The sequence below is a fragment of the uncultured Parabacteroides sp. genome (assembly GCF_902493135.1).
Lineage (GTDB): Bacteria > Bacteroidota > Bacteroidia > Bacteroidales > Tannerellaceae > Parabacteroides.
In genome coordinates this window covers 1-22,208 of the sequence record NZ_CABUOD010000024.1, presented here as the reverse complement: position 1 = coordinate 22,208, position 22,208 = coordinate 1, and the positions used below count along the sequence as shown (strand labels likewise).

At 46.2% G+C, this 22,208-nt stretch carries 12 protein-coding genes; 7 read left to right on the top strand and 5 right to left on the bottom strand.

What is annotated here, in order from left to right; all coding sequences use genetic code 11:
• Positions 1 to 157: 157 nt before the first annotated feature.
• The 4 genes from RDN79_RS11855 to RDN79_RS11840 form a co-directional block, all read right to left on the bottom strand.
• Positions 158 to 1,630 (bottom strand): RagB/SusD family nutrient uptake outer membrane protein, encoded by a 1,473-nt coding sequence (locus RDN79_RS11855; RefSeq protein WP_298549963.1) that lies wholly within the window; start codon positions 1,628 to 1,630, stop codon positions 158 to 160.
• A gap of 20 nt (positions 1,631 to 1,650) precedes the next feature.
• Entirely contained in the window at positions 1,651 to 5,016 is a 3,366-nt protein-coding gene (locus tag RDN79_RS11850) for a TonB-dependent receptor (RefSeq protein WP_298549964.1), read from the bottom strand.
• 115 nt (positions 5,017 to 5,131) lie between these two features.
• Positions 5,132 to 6,346 carry a FecR family protein gene (locus RDN79_RS11845; protein WP_298549966.1) on the bottom strand — a complete coding sequence of 405 codons (1,215 nt, stop codon included), beginning with the start codon at positions 6,344 to 6,346 and terminating at the stop codon, positions 5,132 to 5,134.
• Positions 6,347 to 6,426: 80 nt separating this feature from the next.
• A complete protein-coding gene (locus RDN79_RS11840; protein ID WP_298549968.1) occupies positions 6,427 to 7,011 on the bottom strand; it encodes an RNA polymerase sigma factor in 585 nt (194 codons plus the stop codon).
• Between the two features lie 765 nt (positions 7,012 to 7,776).
• On the opposite strand from RDN79_RS11840, the gene RDN79_RS11835 reads away from it, so the two are divergent.
• The 7 genes from RDN79_RS11835 (at position 7,777) to RDN79_RS11805 (ending at position 21,787) form a co-directional block, all read left to right on the top strand.
• A complete protein-coding gene (locus RDN79_RS11835; RefSeq protein ID WP_298549985.1) occupies positions 7,777 to 8,724 on the top strand; it encodes a FecR family protein in 948 nt (315 codons plus the stop codon).
• A gap of 260 nt (positions 8,725 to 8,984) precedes the next feature.
• Complete coding sequence (locus RDN79_RS11830; protein WP_298549970.1) at positions 8,985 to 12,275, top strand: TonB-dependent receptor; 3,291 nt, start codon at positions 8,985 to 8,987, stop codon at positions 12,273 to 12,275.
• Positions 12,276 to 12,288: 13 nt separating this feature from the next.
• Positions 12,289 to 13,839, top strand: a complete 1,551-nt coding sequence (locus RDN79_RS11825) for a RagB/SusD family nutrient uptake outer membrane protein (RefSeq protein ID WP_298549972.1) — start codon at positions 12,289 to 12,291, stop codon at positions 13,837 to 13,839.
• Between the two features lie 104 nt (positions 13,840 to 13,943).
• Positions 13,944 to 16,412, top strand: a complete 2,469-nt coding sequence (locus RDN79_RS11820) for a sugar-binding domain-containing protein (RefSeq protein ID WP_298549974.1) — start codon at positions 13,944 to 13,946, stop codon at positions 16,410 to 16,412.
• Entirely contained in the window at positions 16,409 to 18,457 is a 2,049-nt protein-coding gene (locus RDN79_RS11815) for a family 20 glycosylhydrolase (protein ID WP_298549976.1), read from the top strand. The genes RDN79_RS11820 and RDN79_RS11815 overlap by 4 nt, the downstream gene beginning before the upstream one ends.
• Before the next feature lie 257 nt (positions 18,458 to 18,714).
• Positions 18,715 to 21,375, top strand: coding sequence for a glycoside hydrolase family 2 TIM barrel-domain containing protein (locus RDN79_RS11810; RefSeq protein ID WP_298549978.1), 2,661 nt, complete (start codon positions 18,715 to 18,717; stop codon positions 21,373 to 21,375).
• A gap of 169 nt (positions 21,376 to 21,544) precedes the next feature.
• Positions 21,545 to 21,787, top strand: a complete 243-nt coding sequence (locus RDN79_RS11805) for a hypothetical protein (RefSeq protein ID WP_195439816.1) — start codon at positions 21,545 to 21,547, stop codon at positions 21,785 to 21,787.
• On the opposite strand, the gene RDN79_RS11800 is transcribed toward RDN79_RS11805, so the two are convergent.
• Positions 21,780 to 21,968: a hypothetical protein gene (locus RDN79_RS11800; RefSeq protein WP_122369910.1), complete on the bottom strand. Its 189-nt coding sequence runs from the start codon at positions 21,966 to 21,968 to the stop codon at positions 21,780 to 21,782. The two genes, RDN79_RS11805 and RDN79_RS11800, sit on opposite strands and share 8 nt — an antisense overlap.
• Positions 21,969 to 22,208 lie beyond the last annotated feature (240 nt).

The following is a 22,208-nucleotide window of genomic DNA, read 5'->3' as shown; positions in this document are numbered from 1 at the left end:
AAAAGGTTTTCTGAATAAATAGGGATTGTAAGTGATGATTTATTTTAGGCACGGATTACACGGATTAACACGGTTTTTGTTTTAAATCAATAATATTATCCGCGAAATCCGTGTAATCCGTGCCTAATTATTGTATGATAAATCTACATTTATCGAATTACCACAGCGGATGCTGTTTCAGATTCGGATTCTTGTCCGTTTCGTCCTGAGGCAAAGGTAATGAATAATATTTATCATCTACAACTCTGCCCAAACGTTCTGCCATGCAATGCTGCCGTTTCATGTCGAACAAAGAATGTCCTTCGGCTGCAAACTCCCAGATACGTTCCTGTATGATCGCTTTCCGCAAATCCGCTTGCGAAATGGATGAAGGGATCGGATCGAGTCCGGCTCTTGCCCGTACCCGGTTGATTCCCGCCAGTGCATCTCCGATACGGTTCATTTCGCAAAAGGCTTCGGACTGCATCATCAGGACATCGGCATAACGGACAACTTTCCAATTGCAACCGTAGTCGCCGGCTTTTGTAGACTGGTTGTCGTTCGGGTCCAGATATTTGGCAAAATGGCAAAGCGGGAAAGACGGTTCCGTTACATTGTCCGGATCGTAGACATACTGTTTCCCGTTCTTCATATCCGTGAATTCCGTTACGAACGTAGTGGATAAACGCTTATCACCCACTTCGTAGCTCTTATAAAATTCAGGAGTGGAAATGAAGGAGGACCAACCGTCCGTTTTCTTGATGTTGTAACCGCGCATGCCTGATAAAGCCGGAATATCCTGTCCGTTGATGTTGGTCTGAAATTCGACATCGAAGATATACTCTTTACCATGTTCGTTGGTCACATCGAAAATGCGTCTGAAGTTATCCTCCAACCCATAGCCGAAAGCCCCTTCGTTGCTGATGATCTCGGTCGCTTTTGATGCCGCTTTTTCCCAGAAGCCCGCTTTGTTCCAAGGCCATCCGGCTTGTGTCAGATATACTTTCGTCAGCATTGCCATGGCGGCACCTTTGGTAGCCCGACCGCCATCTGAGTCTCCCCATCTTACCGGCAGAACGGATTCCGCGTACTGCAAATCTTCTTCTATCAAAGCCCATGCGGCATCGTCTGTCCCTTGATTGGACGGAGTCTCTTCGTTTAGATTGTCGGTTTCCCGAATAACGACGATATGGTCATAAAAGCGTATCAGTACAAAATAGTAGAGAGCACGCAGGAACTTTGCCTGTCCGATAACTTGTTTTTTCGTATCTTCCGATTTGAATGAAATCTTGTCTATATTCAGTAACAGGTTGTTGGAACGTCGGATGGCAGAATAAGAAATTTGCCAGATGTTCTTACAAAAGTCCGTAGTGGTTGTCCAGGTCAGGTTGTCCATTTCCACACGTGATGGAGCGCTGGCATTGGCATAAGCAGCTTCGCCTGGAAAATCGGCGCCCATCCAGATGTAGCGTCTGTAGCTTTTTTCGTCGCTGAATGTGTTATAGACGGCTGTCAGCGCAGCATTTGCATCAGCTTCCGTTTTATAGAAGTTGTCGGGTGTGATAAACTCGTACGCTTCTTCATCCAGGAAGTTACAAGAGGAAGAGGACACCAGTAATGCTAATCCGATTATATAGTTATATAGTTTCATATTCTGTTCGTTTTAAATGATTAAAAACCAATGTTTACACCAAGAATGAAAGAGCGGGCAGTCGGGTAGGCGTTATAGTCCACACCCATCTGGAGATTACTTTGTCCCTGGCTGTTCACTTCCGGATTGAAACCGGAGTAGCCGGTAATCGTCAACAAGTTCTGTGCGGTGGCATAAACACGCAGTGACCTGAGGAATGAAACTTTCGGGAACGTATAGCCTAACGTCACGTTTTGTACGCGCAGGAATGAACCGTCTTCGATCAGGAAGTCTGATTGTAGCAAATTCTGGTTGACCAGCACGTGGGCACGCGGGTACTTTCCGTTCGGATTGTCGGCCGTCCAGCGGTTCATCACTTCTGCACGCTGGTTACCCCAGGTACTGACGATATTTGTCTCGGCGCGTAATACATTATATATATCGTTGCCGACAGAACCGTTGATATAGATAGACAGGTCGAAATTCTTATAAGAGAAATTGTTGGTCCAGCCGAAGATGAAATCCGGGTTCGGGTCACCTACGATCTGGCGGTCCTCCCCGAAACTGATCTTGCCGTCTCCGTTTTTGTCCACAAAACTCATGTCACCCACTTTGTCGAAGTTTGTGTCTGCAACACGCGCGGCGTCTTGCCATTCCTTTTCCGTACGCATCACGCCGTTTGTTTTCAGCAAGTTCCATACACCGACAGGCAAACCCGGTTCGAGCCAGCTGCCGTTTACCTTCAGGTGGCCGGAGATCGTCCCTTGCTGGGTCGGGATGTAACCCGGAATTTCCAACACCTTATTTTTGTTGGTAGACCAGTTGATCATGGTGTTCCATTTGAACTGCCCGGTCAGCACATCCGCAGACACGCTCAGTTCAAGCCCTTTATTTTCCAGGCTACCGATGTTTTTCAGAACTGTTCCGAAACCGGTCGTCAACGGAACGGAGATGTTCCACAACAAGTCGGTTGTCTTCTTGTAATAATAATCGGCTGTGAAGTTGATGCGGTTGTTAAGCACGCCGAAGTCAAGGCCGATATCGGTGATAGCGGTCGTTTCCCATTTCAGGTCCGGGTTCGGCATATTGCCTGCACCGATACCCACACTGGTCACGCCCCCGACCGGATATACGTACGTGTTCATCTTTTCCTGTGAAGAATAGCTTGAGATGTTCTGATTACCGGTTACACCCCAGCTGCCTCTGATCTTCAGGTTGCTGATCCAGTCTATTTCTTTCATGAACTTTTCCTGGTTGATACGCCAGGCGGCTGCGAAGGAAGGGAAGAACGCCCATTTGTTGTTCGTCCCGAATTTGGAACTGCCGTCGGCACGTCCCGTTACGGTGAAAAGATATTTGTCCATCAGGACGTAGTTGACACGTCCGAAGCCGGATAACAGCGTGCTTTTGCTTCTTCCTGTATTCGGTTTGTCCCATTGTGCGCCGGCATCCAGATTGTTATATCCATAAACGTCGCTGATGAAGTCGCGGGCCGTCATCGAACTGGTCTTGTTTTCTTCGTACAGAAGGGAAGAACCGACCATCACGTTCAGCGAGTGCACACCGAACTTCTTGATATAAGTCAGGATATTTTCATTCGAGTAAGAACTGCTGCGGCGGTTCTGCTGCTGTGCGATACCGTTCGCATTATAGCCGGTGTTGGTCTCTTTCGGTTCGTACACTTCGCGCAATGCGCTCGACATATCGGCGCCTCCGCTGACTTTCAGCGTCAGTCCGTCGATGATGTGGAACGTCAGGTCTGCCGATGCCAATATACGGTCGATCGTCCCTTTGTCCTGGAGGTATTCCACATACGGGACCGGGTTGGGGACGGCCGAAGAGCCGGACAGGTAGTTCATGCGGATAAAGTCGCCTGTTTCGGGGTCACGTACCGGGACGGTCGGCGGCAATACGAGTGCGGCGTTAATAACGGAAGTGTTACCGCCGCCGTCTCCGTTCTCACGGCCGATATTGGCAAATACGCGGCTGATCGTGAAGCTGGTCGACAGGTCGACGACTTTGGAGATCTTGGTGTCGATGTTGTTTCGCAACGAAACGCGGTTGAAGTCCTGGTTCTTCACGACGCCGTCCTGTGCGAAATAGCTGGCAACCACCGAGAACTTCGTGTTTTCGCTACCGCCGTTGACCGAAACATTATGGCTGTGTATCGGGGCGGAACGGAAAATGAGGTCCTGATAGTTTGTCCCTTCTCCCAACTGGTCGATTGCCGGATATAGCGGGTTGGGCGAGGCACTCGGATAATAGAGGGGGCGGCCGTCTGTCGTGGCGCCTTCGTTGGCCATTTCGGCCCATTCGGTAGCGTTCATCATATCCAGTTTCTTGGCTACATGCTGGAAACCTGCATACCCGTCATAAGTGACCGTTGTCTTTCCCTGTTTGCCTCTCTTGGTCGTGATCAGGATGACACCGTTGGCTCCGCGTGAACCGTAGATGGAAGTGGCGGAAGCGTCTTTCAGGATTTCCATGCTTTCGATATCGCCGGGATTCAAAGTCGCCAGCGGGTTTTGTCCCGCACCGGAACCTCCCGCCGAACCGCCAGCCGTGACGGGATAGCCGTCGATGACATACAGAGGCTGGTTACCCGACGTCAGTGAGTTGCCGCCGCGAATACGGATATCGACCACACCGCCCGGAGAACCGGAAGTCGCCATGACCTGTACGCCGGCCACCTTGCCTTGCAAGCCCTGGTCGAAAGAAGAGATCGCCTGTTTCTGGATCACGTCGGACTTTACGGAACCGACGGAACCCGTCAGGTCGCTCTTGCGCATCACACCGTAGCCCACGACGACCACTTCGTCCAATGCTTTTGTGTCTTCCGTCAGCTTGATCGTCAGCGATGATTTGTTTCCTACCGGCATATCCAGCGTGTTGAAGCCGATGTAGGAAATCTGCAGTACGGCTTTCGGACTGACGGTGAGGGTAAACCGGCCGTTCATATCGGTAATCGTGCCGTTGGTCGTTCCTTTTTCTACGATATTGGCTCCGATGACCGGTTCGCCTGTCGCATCTTTTACGATACCGGTGACGGTTTGTCCCTTTTGTTGTAAACGGATCGGAGCGGCTTTTTCGTCTTTCGAGATGATGATCTGCCGGTCGGAGATGTAATAATGTGTGTCGGTCCCTTCAAATATCTGATCGAGAATCTTGCTTACTTGCTCTTTCCGTGCCTTGACGGATACTTTCCGGTTCAGGTCGACCGAGTTGTCCAGATAGAAAAAGATATATTCGCTCTCTTTCTCGATCTTATTCAATACTTCTTTCACCGTGAGGTTGTTCGATTCGATGGTGAAGAATGTCTCCTGCGAGTAGGTTTCCGCTGCCAGACAGAAACTCATACTCATCCATAAAAAAAGCAGGCAAATACTAAACCTTGTGTTATTTTTCATATTGCTTGTAATGATTTAAGTTGGTAAAGATTTTTAATACTTCTCATCTTTATACGGGAAGGAGATTGTTTCCTCCCTGTGTTGTTGCGATTTAAGGACCCATACTGTACGGTTTTTAATGTTTGACTTTTATTTCTACACTCTCATATTTGTTTTCTATTTGAATCGGAGCCGCTTCTTTCAAGGCCTTCATCACTTCGTCCAGACTCTCTTTCAGGTCCAGTTTGCCGCTGCAAGACAACTTGTCGGCCGGCTCTTCGCAATAGATACGGACGCCGTAATAACGGGAAAGCTTTTTCACGATTTCTCTGAGCGGTTGCTGGCGGAACTGGTAATATCCGTCTTTCCAAGCCACATAATCGTCGGTGTCGACCGTGCTGATCTTGCCTCTGTGCATATCGCTGTCGTAAGAGAACATCTGATTGGGAGCCAGGATATTCGTGCTCTTGTTGTTGAGGTTTACTTCTACCTTTCCACTGACGAGAACCACTTGCATGTTCGCCTCGTTTTCATAGGCCGTGACATTGAATTGCGTCCCTAACACCTTTATATCCATCTGATGTGTCTTGACGATGAAGGGTTTTTGTTCGTCCCGGCTGACGTGCAGGTATATTTCTCCTTCTACGAATATCTCCCTTTTCTCTTTTGCGAACTTGACCGGATACACGACTTTCGAACCGGAGTTTACCCAGAGCCGGGTCCCGTCGGCGAATGTGATGGACGAACGCCGGCCGACAGGTACGATCAGTTGGTTAAATTCCTGTGCCTGCTCCGGATCGCCTTTCGGACTGAGGTCCACTTGTTCCGAGTTGACGTTTACCTTTCCTTCCTTTTTATATTCGAGTTGGGTTTCCGTCCCGTCGATGGTCAGCTTCTCGTTGTTCGAAAGGACCAGTTGCACTTTTTTGTTTGTACTGTCCGGCGCCGGATTGGCTTGGAGGATTGCCGTATAGTCTGTTTCGGTATCTTCCGGCCGCAGGGTTGCATACCAGCCGATTGCCGATAACAAAAGAAGGGAGGCCGCCGTCCCGATGGCGAAACGGATGAATTGTCTGCGTTTCGCCCTTCTTTCCGTTTCTTTGTTTTCAAATTCGATGCGTTGCCATAACGCATGTTCATCCTTGTCTGACAAGGATGAACAATTTCTGTCTATTTTAATGGTATGCAGGAAGAGACGGGCATTTTCGATCTCCCCGGACAATGCGGCATCCTTCGTCTGAAGGTCGCTCCAGAAGGCCCGGCTTTCTTCTGTCGGGTGCAATTCCGACTGTATGAAAAAGTCGTCGTTCAGCAGTTGGTCTGCGGTGTATGTTATATAGTTTTTATCCATTTTTCCGGTAAACATTATTATATAAAGGACAAGGCTGTTTCCTTTTTATACTCACCGGAAGTGGATTTTTTTTATTTTTCTTACTGGACGGAAACGGATAGGAGCAGGAGGAATACTTCCATCGGCCCGTATGTGTCGCGGATCTTCTTCAAGGAGCGCTGGATCAGGTTTTGTGCGGATTGGTAATTCATGTCCATCATGATGCAGATTTCATCGAAGCTAAGTTCTTGGATATAGCGGTAGTAGATAATCTCTTTTTGACGCGGAGTCAGTACGTTCAGGATTTCCTGTATCTTTTTTTGCTGGTTGGTGTACTGTTCGTCCGTGACATATTGTTCTTCGACCGTCAGTCCGAGGGTAAAGGAAACGGTTTCATGATCGTAAGGCGTGTAGCGGTCTTCCCGGTAAAGTGCATTGATCAGGCTGTTCTTGAGGGAGACAAGCAGGTAGACTTTTATATTTTTGGGTGTGACCAGTTGCTTCCTGTTTTTGTATAATCCGGTAAAGACATCCTGGATGCAATCTTTTATAAGCTCCGTATCGGAAGTAAAGCGCTGCCCGTAACGGAACAGCATTTGTATGTAGACTTTATATATCCAACAATAAGCTTCATTATCACCGGCTAAGAACTGACTCCATTTTATTTTGCTTTCATCTTCCTGCATAATTGTGTTGTATGGTCGCAAATATAATATTTTTATCAGAATAACGGAAGTTCGCCACAACTTCATTCAGTGCTTCGGAATCTTCCTGGAGAGTAATTTTAAAATATCCCCAATAGTTTCAGCCGAAAAAAAGTTTGAAACTAAAGTTTCATGTAGTCGCTCACCTTGAAACTTTAGTTTCACTTGAGGGAAACTTTAGTTTCATCGGAGGAAACTTTTGTTTCACCGATCGAAACTTTAGTTTCGCGCCTTGAAACTAAAGTTTCAACTGCGGAGACTTTTGTTTCCCTTCTCGGATTACGGCTGGAAAAAGATTTTCGGCAGTGAAGCAAGCTAATATCTTATCATCAGTTTCCGCAATGTAGAGATGCTCGGTTTGAAGCAGGACCGGCGACTACAAGAAGTGGTTATATGTCTTAAACGACATCGAGATCATGTAACGATTACCGAATGAGCCAAGATGTCGATGTTCAGAATATTTGGAGCCTTTACCGGTTTAAATCTTCTTGGATTATTTCCTAAATTCCCCTTAGTTATTTTATTTAATTAGAGTTCACACAGCTTGGAAACTCTGTAGATCAGTACAAGTCACTATTGGGCAACCGATGCCTACCTTTTAGGGAAGCGATGAGCATCTGAAAAGTGGATTCCCAGAGGAAGCCATACACTTGTTATAAAAAAAAGAAAATATTTTTTTTCATTTTCAACTAGGGATATAAATTTGTGAACTGTTAGTATTATGTAAGTGTAAGTAAAAAGATGAAAATGGACAGGGAAACGTTATATAAGTTCTTTGAAGGAGCCGCTTCTTATGAAGAAGAAGTCCGGATCCGGCAATGGATGGAACATTCCCCGGAAAACAGACGCGAATTCTTGAAAGAGAGAAAGATATTCGACTCGATGTTGCTTCTTGGTGACGAAAAAACGATCGAAGCGAAGAAACGGAACAAGTCATGGAGCCTGAATCCTCTCGGAACTGAGTTAATCAAGATCGCGGCAGTTGTCGCTGTGACATTGGGACTTAGCTTCTTATATCAATTTGTTTCGGATAAGGGCGGAGCAATGCCGATGCAGTCCATTTATGTTCCTGCCGGACAACGGGTGAACATCACGTTGGCAGACGGGACGAATGTCTGGCTGAATGCCCGGACGAAGATCGTTTATCCGGCTGTGTTCGACAAGTCCGTACGCCGGGTCACGGTCGACGGGGAAGCCTATTTCGATGTAGCCAAAGATACGAAAAGGCCTTTTATCGTGGAAACGGGCAAGTGCAATATGGAAGTATTGGGCACAAAGTTCAACGTGGAAGGCTATTCCGGCAAAGACGATTTTGAGGTCACGTTGATGGAAGGAAGCGTGCGGGTCGCTTCGCGGATCGGTCTGGGAGATACGTTGACGCTGAAACCGGACAGCAAGGCGTGCCTGCAAAAGGACGGCAGACTGAAAGTCATTCCGGTCGACGATTATAACCCTTATCGTTGGAAAGAAGGGTTGATATGCTTCCGGAACGGATCGTTCCTCTCGATCATGAATGATCTGGAGAAATATTTCGGAGTCAGCATAGTGGTGGAGAATAAAAAGGTACTGAAATATTTCTTCACGGGGAAGTTCAGGCAAGCAGACGGCATCGACTACGCGTTGAGGGTCTTGCAGAAGGATATACGCTTCAAATATGAGCGGGATGATGAAAATCAGATTATTTATATCAGATAAACACGAGTAATATATAAAGAACAAAAATAAAAAACACGATAATTAGTATTAACCTTATAAAAGAATAGGAGGCATGAAAACAAACAAGGAATAACAAAAAATGCCGGCAAGCGCTGGGGGGCATTTACCGGCATTCCAATCAACACAATTTTTTTAATTCATTGTATTAACTTCAAATCATTTACAAAGGTATGAAAAAAAACTTTTTGTCGGGGGGATATTATCCGAAAACCCCGTCAGGTAAAAAAATCTTGAGAACTATGCGAATATCCACATTCCTTTTGGGGGCCTGTGTATTCTGCTCGTATGCTGAAAATTCGCATTCGCAGAACGCCCGGGTAAGTATAAACAAGAGCAATACTCAGTTAGAAAAGATTCTGGATGAGATTGAAAGCCAGACAGATTACTTGTTTATCTATAATAATCAGATAGATGTTAACCGGAAAGTTTCGGTAAAGGCTAAAACGAAACCTGTCTCAGTGGTATTGGATAACCTGTTCAAGAATGCTGGTATCGAATACGAGATGGAAGGTACGCATATCGTATTGTCTGCGAAAGAAGTGAATACTGTCGCTGCCGTCGAACAACAAACACGAACGGTTACAGGTCGGATCGTCGATAATATGGGGGAACCGATTATCGGGGCGAATGTTGTTGTAAAGGGAACTACGAACGGGACTGTTACCGATTTTGACGGTAATTTCTCTATTGAAGCCGATTCCAAATCGGTATTGAATATTTCTTATATCGGTTATCTGACAAAGGAAATCATTGTAGGTAACGAGAAAACAATCAATGTCGTGTTATTGGAAGATACGAAAGCATTGGATGAAGTGGTCGTGATCGGGTATGGTACGCAGAAGAAAGCCGACTTGACCGGTTCGGTTGCCAATATCAGTACGGATGATTTGAATACGCAGAGCAATACGACTATAGGCCAGGCTTTGCAGGGAAAGATTGCTGGTGTGGATATCGTATCACAGGGAGGCGCACCGGGGGGGAGTACCCGTGTTATGGTTCGTGGTATCGGAACCTTGAACAATTCGTCTCCTTTATATATCGTGGACGGTATGTATATGAGTGGAATCGATCATATCAATCCGAACGATATCGCCAGTATAGATGTGCTGAAAGATGCTTCCTCGGCGGCTATTTATGGGTCGCGTGCGGCTAACGGTGTAATCATTGTGACTACTAAGGAGGGAGCAAACACGGAAGGTAAACCGATTGTGGACCTGTCTGCAAATATCGGTGTCACTGCACCTTCAAAATATCTGGATTTGTTGGATGCGGCCGGATGGGCGGAAGTTTCGACTATTTCCCGGAAAGCGGCAGGTTTGAATCCGCTTGAAATGGCGCAGGATCTGGCATCCAAACCGGATAACGATTGGCAGGATTTGATGTTCGGACCGGCTTTGATGCAGAATTATGCGCTTTCCGTAAAAGGAGGGGGGAAATATACTACGTATTATAACAGTGTCGGCTATACGAATCAAGATGGAGTCATGAAAGGAACCAACTACCAGCGTTATACCTTACAGAGCAAACAAGATTTCAAAAAAGGCATTTTCTCGGCAGGAACGAATGTTGTCTTGGCTTACGATCAAAGCAATCCGTTGCATTCGGAAGTCCGCGGAGGTATGGTCGGCCATACGATACAGGCGATTCCGACATGGGAACAATACGATGCGTCTCGCGTAGGCGGGTATGGTGCTTTGTATGGCGACGTTGTGAATCTGACGCATCCGTTAGGCATGGTGGACGACAACTTGATGAAGCGTTATAATGAAAATGTCAAGATTTATGCCAATGCCTATGTCTCGGTAGAGTTTATGAAGGGGTTGAAATATAAATTGAATTTGACCCCGGACTTCCAATTCTATCGATACAATAATTATAATGGGGTGTATGATTTCGGATTGGCGACGAATGGATTGACGAAGGTCACAGAACAGCAGACCCGTACACGTAATGTGTTGGTGGAAAACTTATTGACATTCGACCGGACGTTTGGAGATCATAAAATATCTGTTTTGGCTGGTTATACCTATCAGGATTCCCGTTATCGGTATATGCAAGGTTCAGGACAAGGTATGCCTGCCGGTATTATGGAAATTGATGCTGCCGCACAAGGACTGGCTGTTAGCGGCAATTCCACTCGCAGTGTGTTGACTTCTATTTTAGGGCGTGCTTTTTATTCCTATAAAAATAAATATCTGTTGACGGCGACTATCCGTCGTGACGGTTCTTCCAAGTTCGGTTCCAGCCATCGTTATGGTAATTTTCCGTCGGTATCGGCTGGTTGGAATGTTGCGGAAGAAAGCTTTGTTAAGGACAATGCTTCTTGGTTGGATCAATTGAAATTGAGAGGTGGCTATGGTGTGCTGGGTAATCAGGAAATCAGTAATTACCAGTTTGTCTCGGTCGTAACGACCGGCATTAACTATCCTGATGGAAAGAGCGGGCTGATCCAAGGGGCCTTTCCGAAGACGTTTGCCAATCCTGATATTAAATGGGAAGAAACAGCTATGACAAATGTCGGTATCGACTTTATGGCATTGCGTAATCGTTTGACATTGACCGCCGACTGGTATGTGAAAAACACAAAAGATATCTTGTTGAATGTCCCGATTCCTATTTCGACCGGTGGAGCTAATGATCCGATCCGTAATGCCGGTAAAATCCGCAACAAGGGTATCGAATTCAATGTCGGATGGAATGAATCGTTGAACAAGGATCTCTCTTATGGCGTCAGTTTCTTAGGTACGTATAATAAGAATGAAGTCGTAGAAATGGGAGCCGAGTCGCAAGCCATAACCGGTGGAACGATACATGGTGGTACTTATACGAGTAAAACGCTTGCTGGTTATCCGATTGGCGGTTTTTGGTTGATCCCTGTTGACGGTTACTTCAACAGCACGGAAGAGGTGCAAGCATACCAAAAAGATGGAGTCTTGATACAACCGAGTGCTGAACCGGGAGATATCCGTTTTAAGGATACGAACAATGACGGCACGATCAACGATGAAGACCGTGTTTATTGTGGTAGTCCGTTCCCTAAATTTACCTATTCCATTAATGGTAATTTGACTTATAAGCAAGTGGACTTCTCGATCGGTTTCCAAGGTGTGGCGGGTAATAAGATCTATAATGCAACCCGTCTGCAATTGGATGATGTGACGCGTGGAACGAACTATCTGGCCAGTACGTTGGATTATTGGACGCCGGAAAACAAGAATGCGTCTCATCCGCGTCTGATTTGGACAGATCCTAACAGAAATGCGCGTCCGGAATCCGATCGTTATTTGGAAAATGGCTCTTATTTCCGCTTGAGAAATGTTCAGCTTGGTTATACATTCCCAAATGCGTTATTCAATGGCCTTATTCAAAAAGCGCGTGTATATTTTAATGCGGAGAACTTGTTTACGATCACTTCGTATTCGGGATATACTCCGGACGTAAACTCTTCCAATGTTTATTCTCGTGGTTTCGATGAGTTTATATATCCTTCCAACCGTACATTTATGGTGGGTTTGAACGTAACTTTTTAAATGAACTAATAGTATGAAACGAATATATCTATATTTTATAGCTTGTGCTGTCGCACTCGTCACTTTTTGTTCTTCTTGTGATTCGCAGTTGGAACAGGTAAATCCGAATAAGGCGACAGAAGATACTTTCTGGAAAACAGAAGCGGATTTTGAATTGGCCTTGACCTCTTGTTATACTCCGCTTAAAAATGCGTTGAATGGAGGTTATTATGGTACTCGCGGTGTCATGATGCGTATTGCGCGTGCTGACGAGGTGGAGTTCAGAAATGACATCAGTGATGTTTTTCAGGCTTGTTATTTCACCAATACGAATGGCAACTCTTTATCGCAAGGGATGTTTTACCAGTTCTATAATGCTTTATACCGGACAAATTCCATCATGCAGAAATTAGAAGAGAAACAGGGTGACTTTACAACCGATTTCATTAATAAGGTGAAAGGAGAGTGTCTTTTTATCCGTGGTTTTTATCTGTTCCAGTTGGGAAAAGAGTTTAAGGATGCACCTTTGCGTTTGACGGCATCACAGTCTCCAGCGACGTTCCCGTTGGAAAAATCGTCTCAGGCGGAGATATGGGCTCAGGCTGAACAGGATTTGATCACGGCAGCGTCTTTGCTGCCGGTGAAAAACGATGTGGCGGGTAAGCCTACCAAAGGTGCGGCTAATGCCATGTTGGGTAAAATTTATGTCTATGAAGAACAGTTCGATAAGGCGATTGATGTTTTGGAACCGTTGACTCATTCTCCTTATTCTTATCGTTTGGTCGATGATTTTGCTTGGAATTTTGATGATACGCATGAGAATAATGACGAGAGTATTTTTGAGTTGCTCATGGAACCGGTTGGCGGAACGGATATTTGGGGCGATGGAGAAAACATCAATTCTACGCAAACCAATACACGTCCAAAAGAGTATGCGGCACCGGAAGCCGGCGGTTGGTATGAGGCGAATCCTACTCCGCAAATCATGGATTATTTCTTAGAAGAAAAAGACAAAGACGGTAATTTTGATTATCGTGCTCGTACTTCGGTTGCTTGGGACTGGGAAGGTTGTACCTATTATTTAAAACCGTTTAGAGAAAGGTTTGCAGAAGACAGATGGAATACGTTTTGGATCTTGAAATACCAGAATTGGAACACGCAGGAATCGGAACCTTCACCTCCCATGTCTTGTATCAACGAACGTGCCGTCCGTTATGCAGATGTGATATTGTTACTTGCAGAATCTTATCTGCGTGGCAAACAGGATTTATCGGTTGCGATCAGTTACTTGAACCAGATACGTGAACGTGCCAATTTGAATCCATATAGCGGGGCACAGACATACGAGGCTGTTTTTAACGACTTGGAACGCCAGCGTGCCATCGAATTCTTCGTGGAAGGAGAACGTTTTTACGATTTGCGCCGCTGGGGGTTGCTGGAAGAACGGATGAGGACTTGTAATGAGGTGCGTTATAAGCAGTTGATAACTGGAAAAGTAGGTAATACAAATCGTTATTATTATTATCCGATACCTTCCAAGGAACTGGAAACAAATACGTTATGTACTCCTAATGAAGGTTGGTAATAAAATAAAAGTCGAATGTTAATCTTTTAGCCGGTAATAATCATTCTACATCATTATTGCCGGCTATTTTAGTCTTTATAGTATTATGTGTTAAAAGTAAAAAGATGAAAAGTGTAAATAGATTGAAATTAATCGGTTGTTACTTTATTCTCTTGATCGTTATTCCTCACTGGGTAGCTGCAGAAAGAATTTGTATTGATATTGGTTGGAAGTTTTATTTGGGAGATGCCGGTGAAAGTGCAATCTCAAAGGAATATGACGATTCTTTGTGGAGAACACTTGATCTGCCTCATGATTGGAGCATAGAAGGAATGTATGATCGTACGGAGAATGGAACGGATTGGCAAAGTGGTTTTTTACCGGCCGGAATAGGTTGGTATCGTAAATCTTTTACTTACCGGCCGGAGTGGAAAGGGCAAAAGGTACAGGTTCTGTTCGATGGTATTTATTTAAATAGCGAGGTTTGGATAAATGGGCATTTGCTGGGTAAACGTCCGAATGGTTATATCGGGTTTATGTATGATCTCACTCCTTTTTTGGAAGAGGGCATGAATTGTATTGCCGTTAAAGTAGATCAAAGTAAACCTCTTACGGGGAGGTGGTATACAGGTTCCGGCATTTACCGGCATGTTTATTTGTCCGTATCAGGTAAAACTTATATACCCTATTCTGGTGTACGTTTCAATGTCGAGACTTTATCTGAAGACCGGGCGGATGTCTCGGTTGAAGTTGAAATTGCCGGAGAACAGGAAAAATCACTTCAGGTAGTGACTTCTTTAGTGAATAACCGTCAAGAGGTAGTTGCTCGGAAGTCTTTATTATACTCGTTTATTTCAGATACCGTTTGTTCGCTTGCTATGTCTGTTCATGAACCGGAACGATGGTCGCCTGATAATCCGGTTACCTATGTGCTTTTGTGTCAGTTATATCGTGACGGAAAACTGTTGGATGAAAACCGGCAGTTGGTCGGATTTCGTTCATTAGAGTTTAGTGCGCAAACCGGGTTTCATCTGAATGGAAAGAATATCAAGCTAAAAGGGGTTTGTGAGCATCATACGGCTGGAGCGGTAGGAGCGGCAGTTCCGGATGATTTACTTTATTTTCGTTTGAAAATGTTGAAGGAGATGGGATGTAATGCGATTCGGACAGCTCATAATCCGTTTGCACCGGAGTTTTATTCGATATGTGATACGCTTGGAATTATGGTGCTCAATGAAGGCTTGGACGGTTGGGGAACTTCGAAAGCACGCGATGATTATGGCAACTATTTTAAGGAGTGGTGGCTGAAGGATATGACTGATTTTATCAGGCGGGATAGGAACCACCCGTCTGTGATCATGTGGAGTATTGGCAATGAGGTGACGGGAGCGACCCCGGAAGTCCAACGAGACCTGATAACTCTTTTTCATACACTTGATTCGAGCCGTCCCGTGACGCAAGGAGGTACGGATCCTACGCGTGGAATGCTGACAGATTACAGCAAAAATTTTAGAGGTATTGATATTGTTGGTTTTAATGGAAATGGAGAAGAGGTTGGAGAGTTCGAGTCGTTTCGGAAGAAATTTCCTAATCGTTGTGCTGTTGCAACCGAGGTCCCTCATACATATCAGACGAGAGGGGTTTATCGGAGCAAGACACAATGGAGAAGGCGGGATTTTCCTGCCCCGTGGGAAAGAAGAGATGGAAGGAGCTGGGATAGTTTTAAAAATAGAGTTTTTCCTATATCGGATTTGACGGAAAAAGAATGTTTCCCGGAGGAAAATGCTTTTCCTTATTACCAATCTTCTTATGATAACGCTTCCGTACGTATCGGGGCGCGTGCGTCTTGGCGTAGAATCTGTTCATTCCCTTGGTTGATGGGATCTTTTCGTTGGGGAAGTTTCGATTATTTGGGAGAAGCGGAATGGCCTCAGCGTTGTGGTAATTTCGGGATTATTGATGTAGCGGGGATTCCGAAAGATGCTTATTTCTTATACCAAAGTTTGTGGAGTGATACACCTATGGTCCACATGCTTCCTCATTGGACACATTCTGGGAAAGAGGGGGAAAAAATTCCGATTGTTATTTATACGAACTGTGATTCGGTGGAACTATTTTTAAATGACGTATCTTTGGGATGTCAAATATATAAAGGGGAACAACTGGTCTGGATGGTTCCTTATACCCCAGGCAAAATTGAAGCACGTGCGATGAAAGGCGGTAAAGAAGTGGCTATTGATCGTTGTCAAACGGCATCTTTGCCTTATACGATTGCTTTTTCCTGTGATAAAAATATGGTGAAAGCAGCTTCGAATGAGGTGATACGGATTGTAATCGATGTAGTGGATCAAGCTGGTGTCACTTGTCCTTATGCCTCGGAGCTTTTGACTTTTGAGTGGAATGGACCGGTTCGTCTACTGGGTGTTGATAATGGAGATCCGGTGGATATGTTTCCTTATAAACGTCCTTTATGTCGGACCTTTAGAGGGAAATGCGTATTGTTGTTGCAGTCTACTGGTAAGGTCGGCAACATAGAGGTTTCTGTGAAAAGTGAAAAATTGAAAAAAAATAATTTGATAATACAGGCTTTATGAAAATTCTTTTGTTGCTATGTTTGTATATGTTTACGCTAAATGTCCATGCCCGTAGCCTGGACAAAGCGTTCCAGCTCCTGCCCCGGCCTCAATCTATAGAGGTGCTTTCGGGAAAGGGGGTGATGCATACCGATCTTAAGTTTGTCTCGGCCGCACCCGGCACGCCTGTCCCTGTATTGGGGGCGTTGACGGATGTCCTTCCACGTGCCGGACGTGCGGGAAAGGGATTGTACTTGCAACTGTCCGGACAGAACGTTCCCGACTCGCCCGAAGGATATGTTTTGGAGGTGAATGATAAAGGGGTGACGGTGACGGCACGTACCGAAGCGGGCCTTTTCTATGGTTGCCAGACGCTGGAGCAACTGTTGGAAGACAGCCGTGATTTCGGACGGGAGATCCCGCGGATGAGGATCACCGATTATCCGGCCATCGCCTATCGCGCCGTCCATCTCGACACGAAACATCATCTGGACCGGATGGACTATTATTACCGGATGGTCGATCGGCTGGCACGCTATAAGGTGAATGCGGTTATCTGGGAACTGGAAGACAAACTGCGCTTTACCCGCCGTCCGGAAGTCGCAGCCCCGAATGCGATCAGCAAGCAGGAGATGCAGGCGCTCTGCCGGTATGCGAAGGAGCGGAATGTCGAGATCAGCCCGCTTGTGCAGGGACTCGGCCATGCCGGTTTTATCCTGAAGCATCATTGGGAATTGCGTGAGAACCCGGCCAGTGACTGGGAGTTCTGTCCGTCCGATCCGCGTACTTACGAGGTGCAGTTCGACCTTTACTTGGATGCGCTCGAAGCGATGCCGTACGGGAAGTACCTGCATGTCGGAGGGGACGAGATCACGGCGATCGGGATCGACGACCGTTGCAAGGCGACCGGCAAGACGGCTTTCGAGTTGCAGATGATCTGGTTGAAAAAGGTGTGCCGATTTGCGGTCGAGCATGGGCGCACACCGATCTTCTGGGACGATATGCCGTTGAAATATGCCGGTATCTGGGAACTTGCGCTGAGCGATAAATCCGAAGAGGAAGTGGCGGAGGTCTGGAACACCGGCAAACTGGATAAGGCGATCGATCTTTTCCCGAAAGAATGCGTGTATATGCGCTGGAAATATGAGGATGCGACGACGCCTGCCCATCGGCGCCTCCTGAAATGGTATCACGATAAAGGGTTGAAGGTGATGGGAGCGACGGCTGCTTCTGCCGGTGATTCGCCTTTCCTGCCGCGCCGGAATACCCGTTCGGAATATGTGAAAGGATTCAGCCGGTTGGTTGCCGACAACCAGTTGGAAGGAATATTGGCGACTGCCTGGGACGACGGTTCGCCGCATCTGGAAACGGTTTGGAGGGGGTTCATCGCACAGGGTGAGTTCGGCTGGAATCCGTCGGCACGAGACATCGAAGCGTTTAAAAAAGCACATGCACAGCGAGAATATGGTTTCCGCCCGGAGGATAACCGGATGGAATTTCTGGATGAACTGGAAAAGGCGATCTTTTTCTTCGACGGCGCGTTGGTGACTTCCGGACGCCGTAACCCGGCGTGGGGTGCGACTGCTTTCACATTGATGGAGTTGCCGGACAAGACGAAACCGGGGGCTTGGAGCGAACTGTACAAGGATAAGATAGCGCAGGCGAAGATCGAGGCCGACCGTTACAAGAAGATTTCCGAAGGAATCCGGACGGCGGAGGCGGAGGCATTGCGCAATCGCTATACGCTGCGGGTCTATGAACAGACGAACAACCTGCAGAACTATCCGGTACGCCTCATCCTGGCCTTGAACGCTTATGATACGGCTGTGGACGATGCAACCCGGAAAGCTGCGTTGGCGGAAATCGCGGAGGTCTGCGATTATTTCGATGTCATGCGTTCCAACCTGGAATCGGTCTATTCCGAAACCCGTTTCATGGAGCAGCCCGAAGGTTTCATCTCCGACCTGAACCATCACAACCATCTGGCTTCAAAAACGAACAACAGCGACTGGTGGTATTATTACGAGATCCCGATGGTGAAGAAAGTACGCGCGTGGATGAAATAGTCCGGCAAAATGGCCAAAAAAATAATTTGGACACTTTGCCGGGCGACAAAGCCTTCAAAAAAATAATTTGGACGTTTCGTAGACGGCGAAATGACCAAAAAAAAAATTTGGACACTTTGTATTGCTTCAAAACGTCCAAAAAAATATTTTGGGCTCGTTGAAGTGCTTCAATGGCCTTACTGGAGATTTTGGGTTCGTTGAAGTACTACGACGAAAACGAATCATCCGTTTAATGAGAAATTATAAATATTCATATCATGAAGAAAATTATATTCAGTTTCGTATTTATATGGCTTAGCCTCTCTTTATGGGCGGCCCGGCAGCCGGAGTTTTCGACAGCCGGTTTCTTCCGGCTGGACAACAGCGGGCGTGAAGTGTTTTCGTTGAATCCGGCTTGGCGCTTTTATAAAGGCGCTGCCGATGGTGCGGAAACGAAAGAGTTTAATGATAAAGACTGGACGGTCGTCTCTTTGCCGAACGGCATCGAGTATCTGCCGACCGAGGCGAGCGGTTGCATCAATTACCAGGGGGAAGTCTGGTACCGCAAGCATTTCACGCCCGATGCCGCTCTGAAAGGGAAAAAGCTTTTCCTGCATTTCGAGGCCATAATGGGTAAAAGCAAGGTGTTCGTGAACGGCAAACTGCTGACGGAACATTTCGGCGGTTACCTGCCTGTCGTGGTCGATGTGACGGACGCGCTGGACTGGAACGGCGACAATGTGATTGCCGTCTGGGCCGATAACAGCGACGATCCTTCCTATCCTCCCGGAAAGGCGCAGGATGTGTTGGACTATACCTATTTCGGCGGCATCTACCGGGATTGCTGGCTGATCGCGCATAACAATGTGTTTATCACCGATCCCAATTATGAAAACGAGGTAGCGGGAGGTGGCTTGTTTGTCGCTTTCGGGAACGTGTCGGATGAGTTGGCTGAGGTCCAACTGAAGATACAGGTACGCAACGCGACGAAGCAATCTTTCTCCGGCGTAGTGGAATATACCTTGCTGCAACCGGATGGTACGCAGGTGGCTTATCTGAATGACAAAATCCAAGTGAAAGCCGGTAAAGCGACTACCTCTTCCGATAAGATGCTGGTGAAGCAGCCGATGCTCTGGACCCCTTCGACGCCGACCTTGTATAACCTGTTGGTGCGGGTACTCGATAAGGAGGGAAATGTGATCGACGGGTATCGTCGCCGCATCGGAATCCGCAGTATCGAGTTTAAAGGAAAAGAGGGGTTCTACCTGAACGGCAAACCGTATGAAAAGCCGTTGATCGGAGCCAACCGCCACCAGGACTTTGCGGTTGTAGGAAACGCAGTCGCCAACAGCATCCATTGGCGGGATGCCAAGAAGCTGAAAGATGTCGGGATGGAGATTATCCGTAATGCCCACTGCCCGCAGGACCCGGCCTTTATGGATGCCTGCGACGAGTTGGGCTTGTTCGTGATCGTCAATACGCCCGGCTGGCAGTTTTGGAACGATGCGCCCGAATTTGCGCAACGCGTGTATAGCGATATCCGCAATGTCGTGCGCCGCGACCGCAACCATCCTTGTGTCTGGTTGTGGGAACCGATCCTGAACGAGACCTGGTATCCGGCTGATTTCGCCAAGAACACCCGTGATATCGTGGATGCCGAATATCCTTATCCTTATTGCTACAGTGGAAGTGACAGCGAAGCACGCGGGCATGAGAATTTCCCGGTCTATTTTGCCCATCCCGCCAATATGCAGGATGCTTCGAAGGAGATCGATCCGTCGAAGACCTATTTCACCCGTGAATGGGGCGACAATGTGGATGACTGGAGTTCGCACAATTCGCCGAGCCGTGTGGCCCGTAACTGGGGCGAACAGCCGATGCGCGTGCAGGCACAGCATTATGCAAGCCCTTCTTATCCGGTGACCAGCTACGATGTGCTTTACAAGCAGTCCCCGCAGCATGTCGGCGGTTGTCTCTGGCATTCGTTCGACCACCAGCGCGGCTACCATCCCGATCCGTTCTACGGTGGCTTGATGGACGTCTTCCGCCAGCCGAAATATTCTTATTATATGTTTATGGCGCAACGCCCTGCAGTGAAGGACGACCAGCTTGCCGGAAGCGGGCCGATGGTGTATATTGCGCATGAAATGACACCTTTCTCAGGTAAGGATGTGACGGTCTATTCCAATTGCGACGAGGTTCGCCTTACGTTCAACAAAGGCGGAAAGACTTATACTTATAAGAAAGACAAGAACCGTCCGGGAATGCCTTCGCCGGTTATCACCTTCCCGGACGTCTATGATTTTATGGTCGACAAAGCTCTTTCAAGAGCTAAAAAACAGGACGATGTCTATCTGCTTGCCGAAGGTCTGATTGACGGTAAGGTGGTGGCTACGCACAAGGTCGTGCCTGCACGCCGCCCCGAAAAGATCCTGTTGTGGGTGGACAACGAAGGCACGGATCTGAAAGCCGATGGTTCCGATTTCGTGACGGTAGTGGCGGCCGTTGCGGATAAGAATGGGAACATCAAACGGCTGAATAACTACAACATCCGTTTCTCCATTGAAGGTGAAGGACGTTTGTTGGGTGGTTCCGGGGTACTGGCAAATCCGGCTCCCGTAAAGTGGGGAACGGCGCCTGTCCTTGTCCAGTCTACCTTGAAACCGGGTAAGATACGGATCACGGCGAGCGTCCTGTTCGAAGGTTCGCAAATGCCGGTAAGCGGTGAGTTGGTGCTCGAATCGAAACCGTCTGCTTTCCCTCTGGTCTATGATGCTGCGGATGCCGCCCGCATCCCCATGAGCAGTGTCTCCGCCGGACAATCCGCTGTCTCCAAAACGGATGCCGAGCGGGAGGTGGAGCGTCTGCGCAAAGAACTGAACACTTTAAAACTGAAAGAGGTGGAACGGCAGCAGTCGGAGTTTGGCGAAAAAGAATAGTTTAAGGTAACTATATACAATCTTACAGTATAACCCTTGTTAAACCTCGTAACTTCTAATTAAAATAATATCTATATATAATATTGAAAAACAAATTATTATATATAGATATTATTAGGAATAAAGGTGATCGAATTTATATTTTATTTGAAACAAAAATCAATAATAGATGGTAAGAAATAAACAAAATACATATATAAAAAAAGCATTTTTTGCTGCTACTAAAATAAATAAAGATGGATCTCATACTACTTATCTAGCTCCACTAGCAGAAAATTTGAAAAAGTATAAAATATCTAAATATGTTTTTAGAGAGTGGATGTTAAATAGAAATAGAAGACCTTGTTGTAAATTTCCTAAAGAATATATAGATTATACAGTCAATGCTATTTATACAAAATATTTCAAATAGAAAAAAATATTGATTCATCATTATTCTTTTCTAATTCAATTTCTCGCTTTTTCTTTTTACTTAAAGAAGACTCTTTAAAAGATACATTACTTATCTTTGTGAATATTGGAGATATTGTTTCTAATATTTTAGGAAACTTTCCCTCGTTTACACTTTCTTGTATATCTATTCTGAATTTCATATTACTATTTTTTTTTGCAAAGATAGACTATTTTCAAACATAAACAAATCAAATTTGAAAAATAATCCACACTTTATATTAATAATTAATCCTATTTTTCTATATAAAAACAATAATAGTATATATTAATTATAAACCAAGAGCTTAACCCCTATTAACACATATTTACAGGCTTCAATATTGAATCGTAAATTCTCTTTTTACCTTTGCATTGTTGAGATATAAATAACTAATAATCAA

Bases quoted from the DNA above. Each gene is read 5' to 3' on its own strand.
- RDN79_RS11850 (WP_298549964.1), bottom strand. From the start codon at position 5,016: ATGAAAAATAACACAAGGTTTAGTATTTGCCTGCTTTTTTTATGGATG.
- RDN79_RS11830 (WP_298549970.1), top strand. From the start codon at position 8,985: ATGCGAATATCCACATTCCTTTTGGGGGCCTGTGTATTCTGCTCGTAT.
- RDN79_RS11855 (WP_298549963.1), bottom strand. From the start codon at position 1,630: ATGAAACTATATAACTATATAATCGGATTAGCATTACTGGTGTCCTCT.
- RDN79_RS11810 (WP_298549978.1), top strand. From the start codon at position 18,715: ATGAAGAAAATTATATTCAGTTTCGTATTTATATGGCTTAGCCTCTCT.
- RDN79_RS11815 (WP_298549976.1), top strand. From the start codon at position 16,409: ATGAAAATTCTTTTGTTGCTATGTTTGTATATGTTTACGCTAAATGTC.
- RDN79_RS11845 (WP_298549966.1), bottom strand. From the start codon at position 6,346: ATGGATAAAAACTATATAACATACACCGCAGACCAACTGCTGAACGAC.
- RDN79_RS11840 (WP_298549968.1), bottom strand. From the start codon at position 7,011: ATGCAGGAAGATGAAAGCAAAATAAAATGGAGTCAGTTCTTAGCCGGT.
- RDN79_RS11835 (WP_298549985.1), top strand. From the start codon at position 7,777: ATGGACAGGGAAACGTTATATAAGTTCTTTGAAGGAGCCGCTTCTTAT.
- RDN79_RS11820 (WP_298549974.1), top strand. From the start codon at position 13,944: ATGAAAAGTGTAAATAGATTGAAATTAATCGGTTGTTACTTTATTCTC.
- RDN79_RS11805 (WP_195439816.1), top strand. From the start codon at position 21,545: ATGGTAAGAAATAAACAAAATACATATATAAAAAAAGCATTTTTTGCT.
- RDN79_RS11825 (WP_298549972.1), top strand. From the start codon at position 12,289: ATGAAACGAATATATCTATATTTTATAGCTTGTGCTGTCGCACTCGTC.
- RDN79_RS11800 (WP_122369910.1), bottom strand. From the start codon at position 21,968: ATGAAATTCAGAATAGATATACAAGAAAGTGTAAACGAGGGAAAGTTT.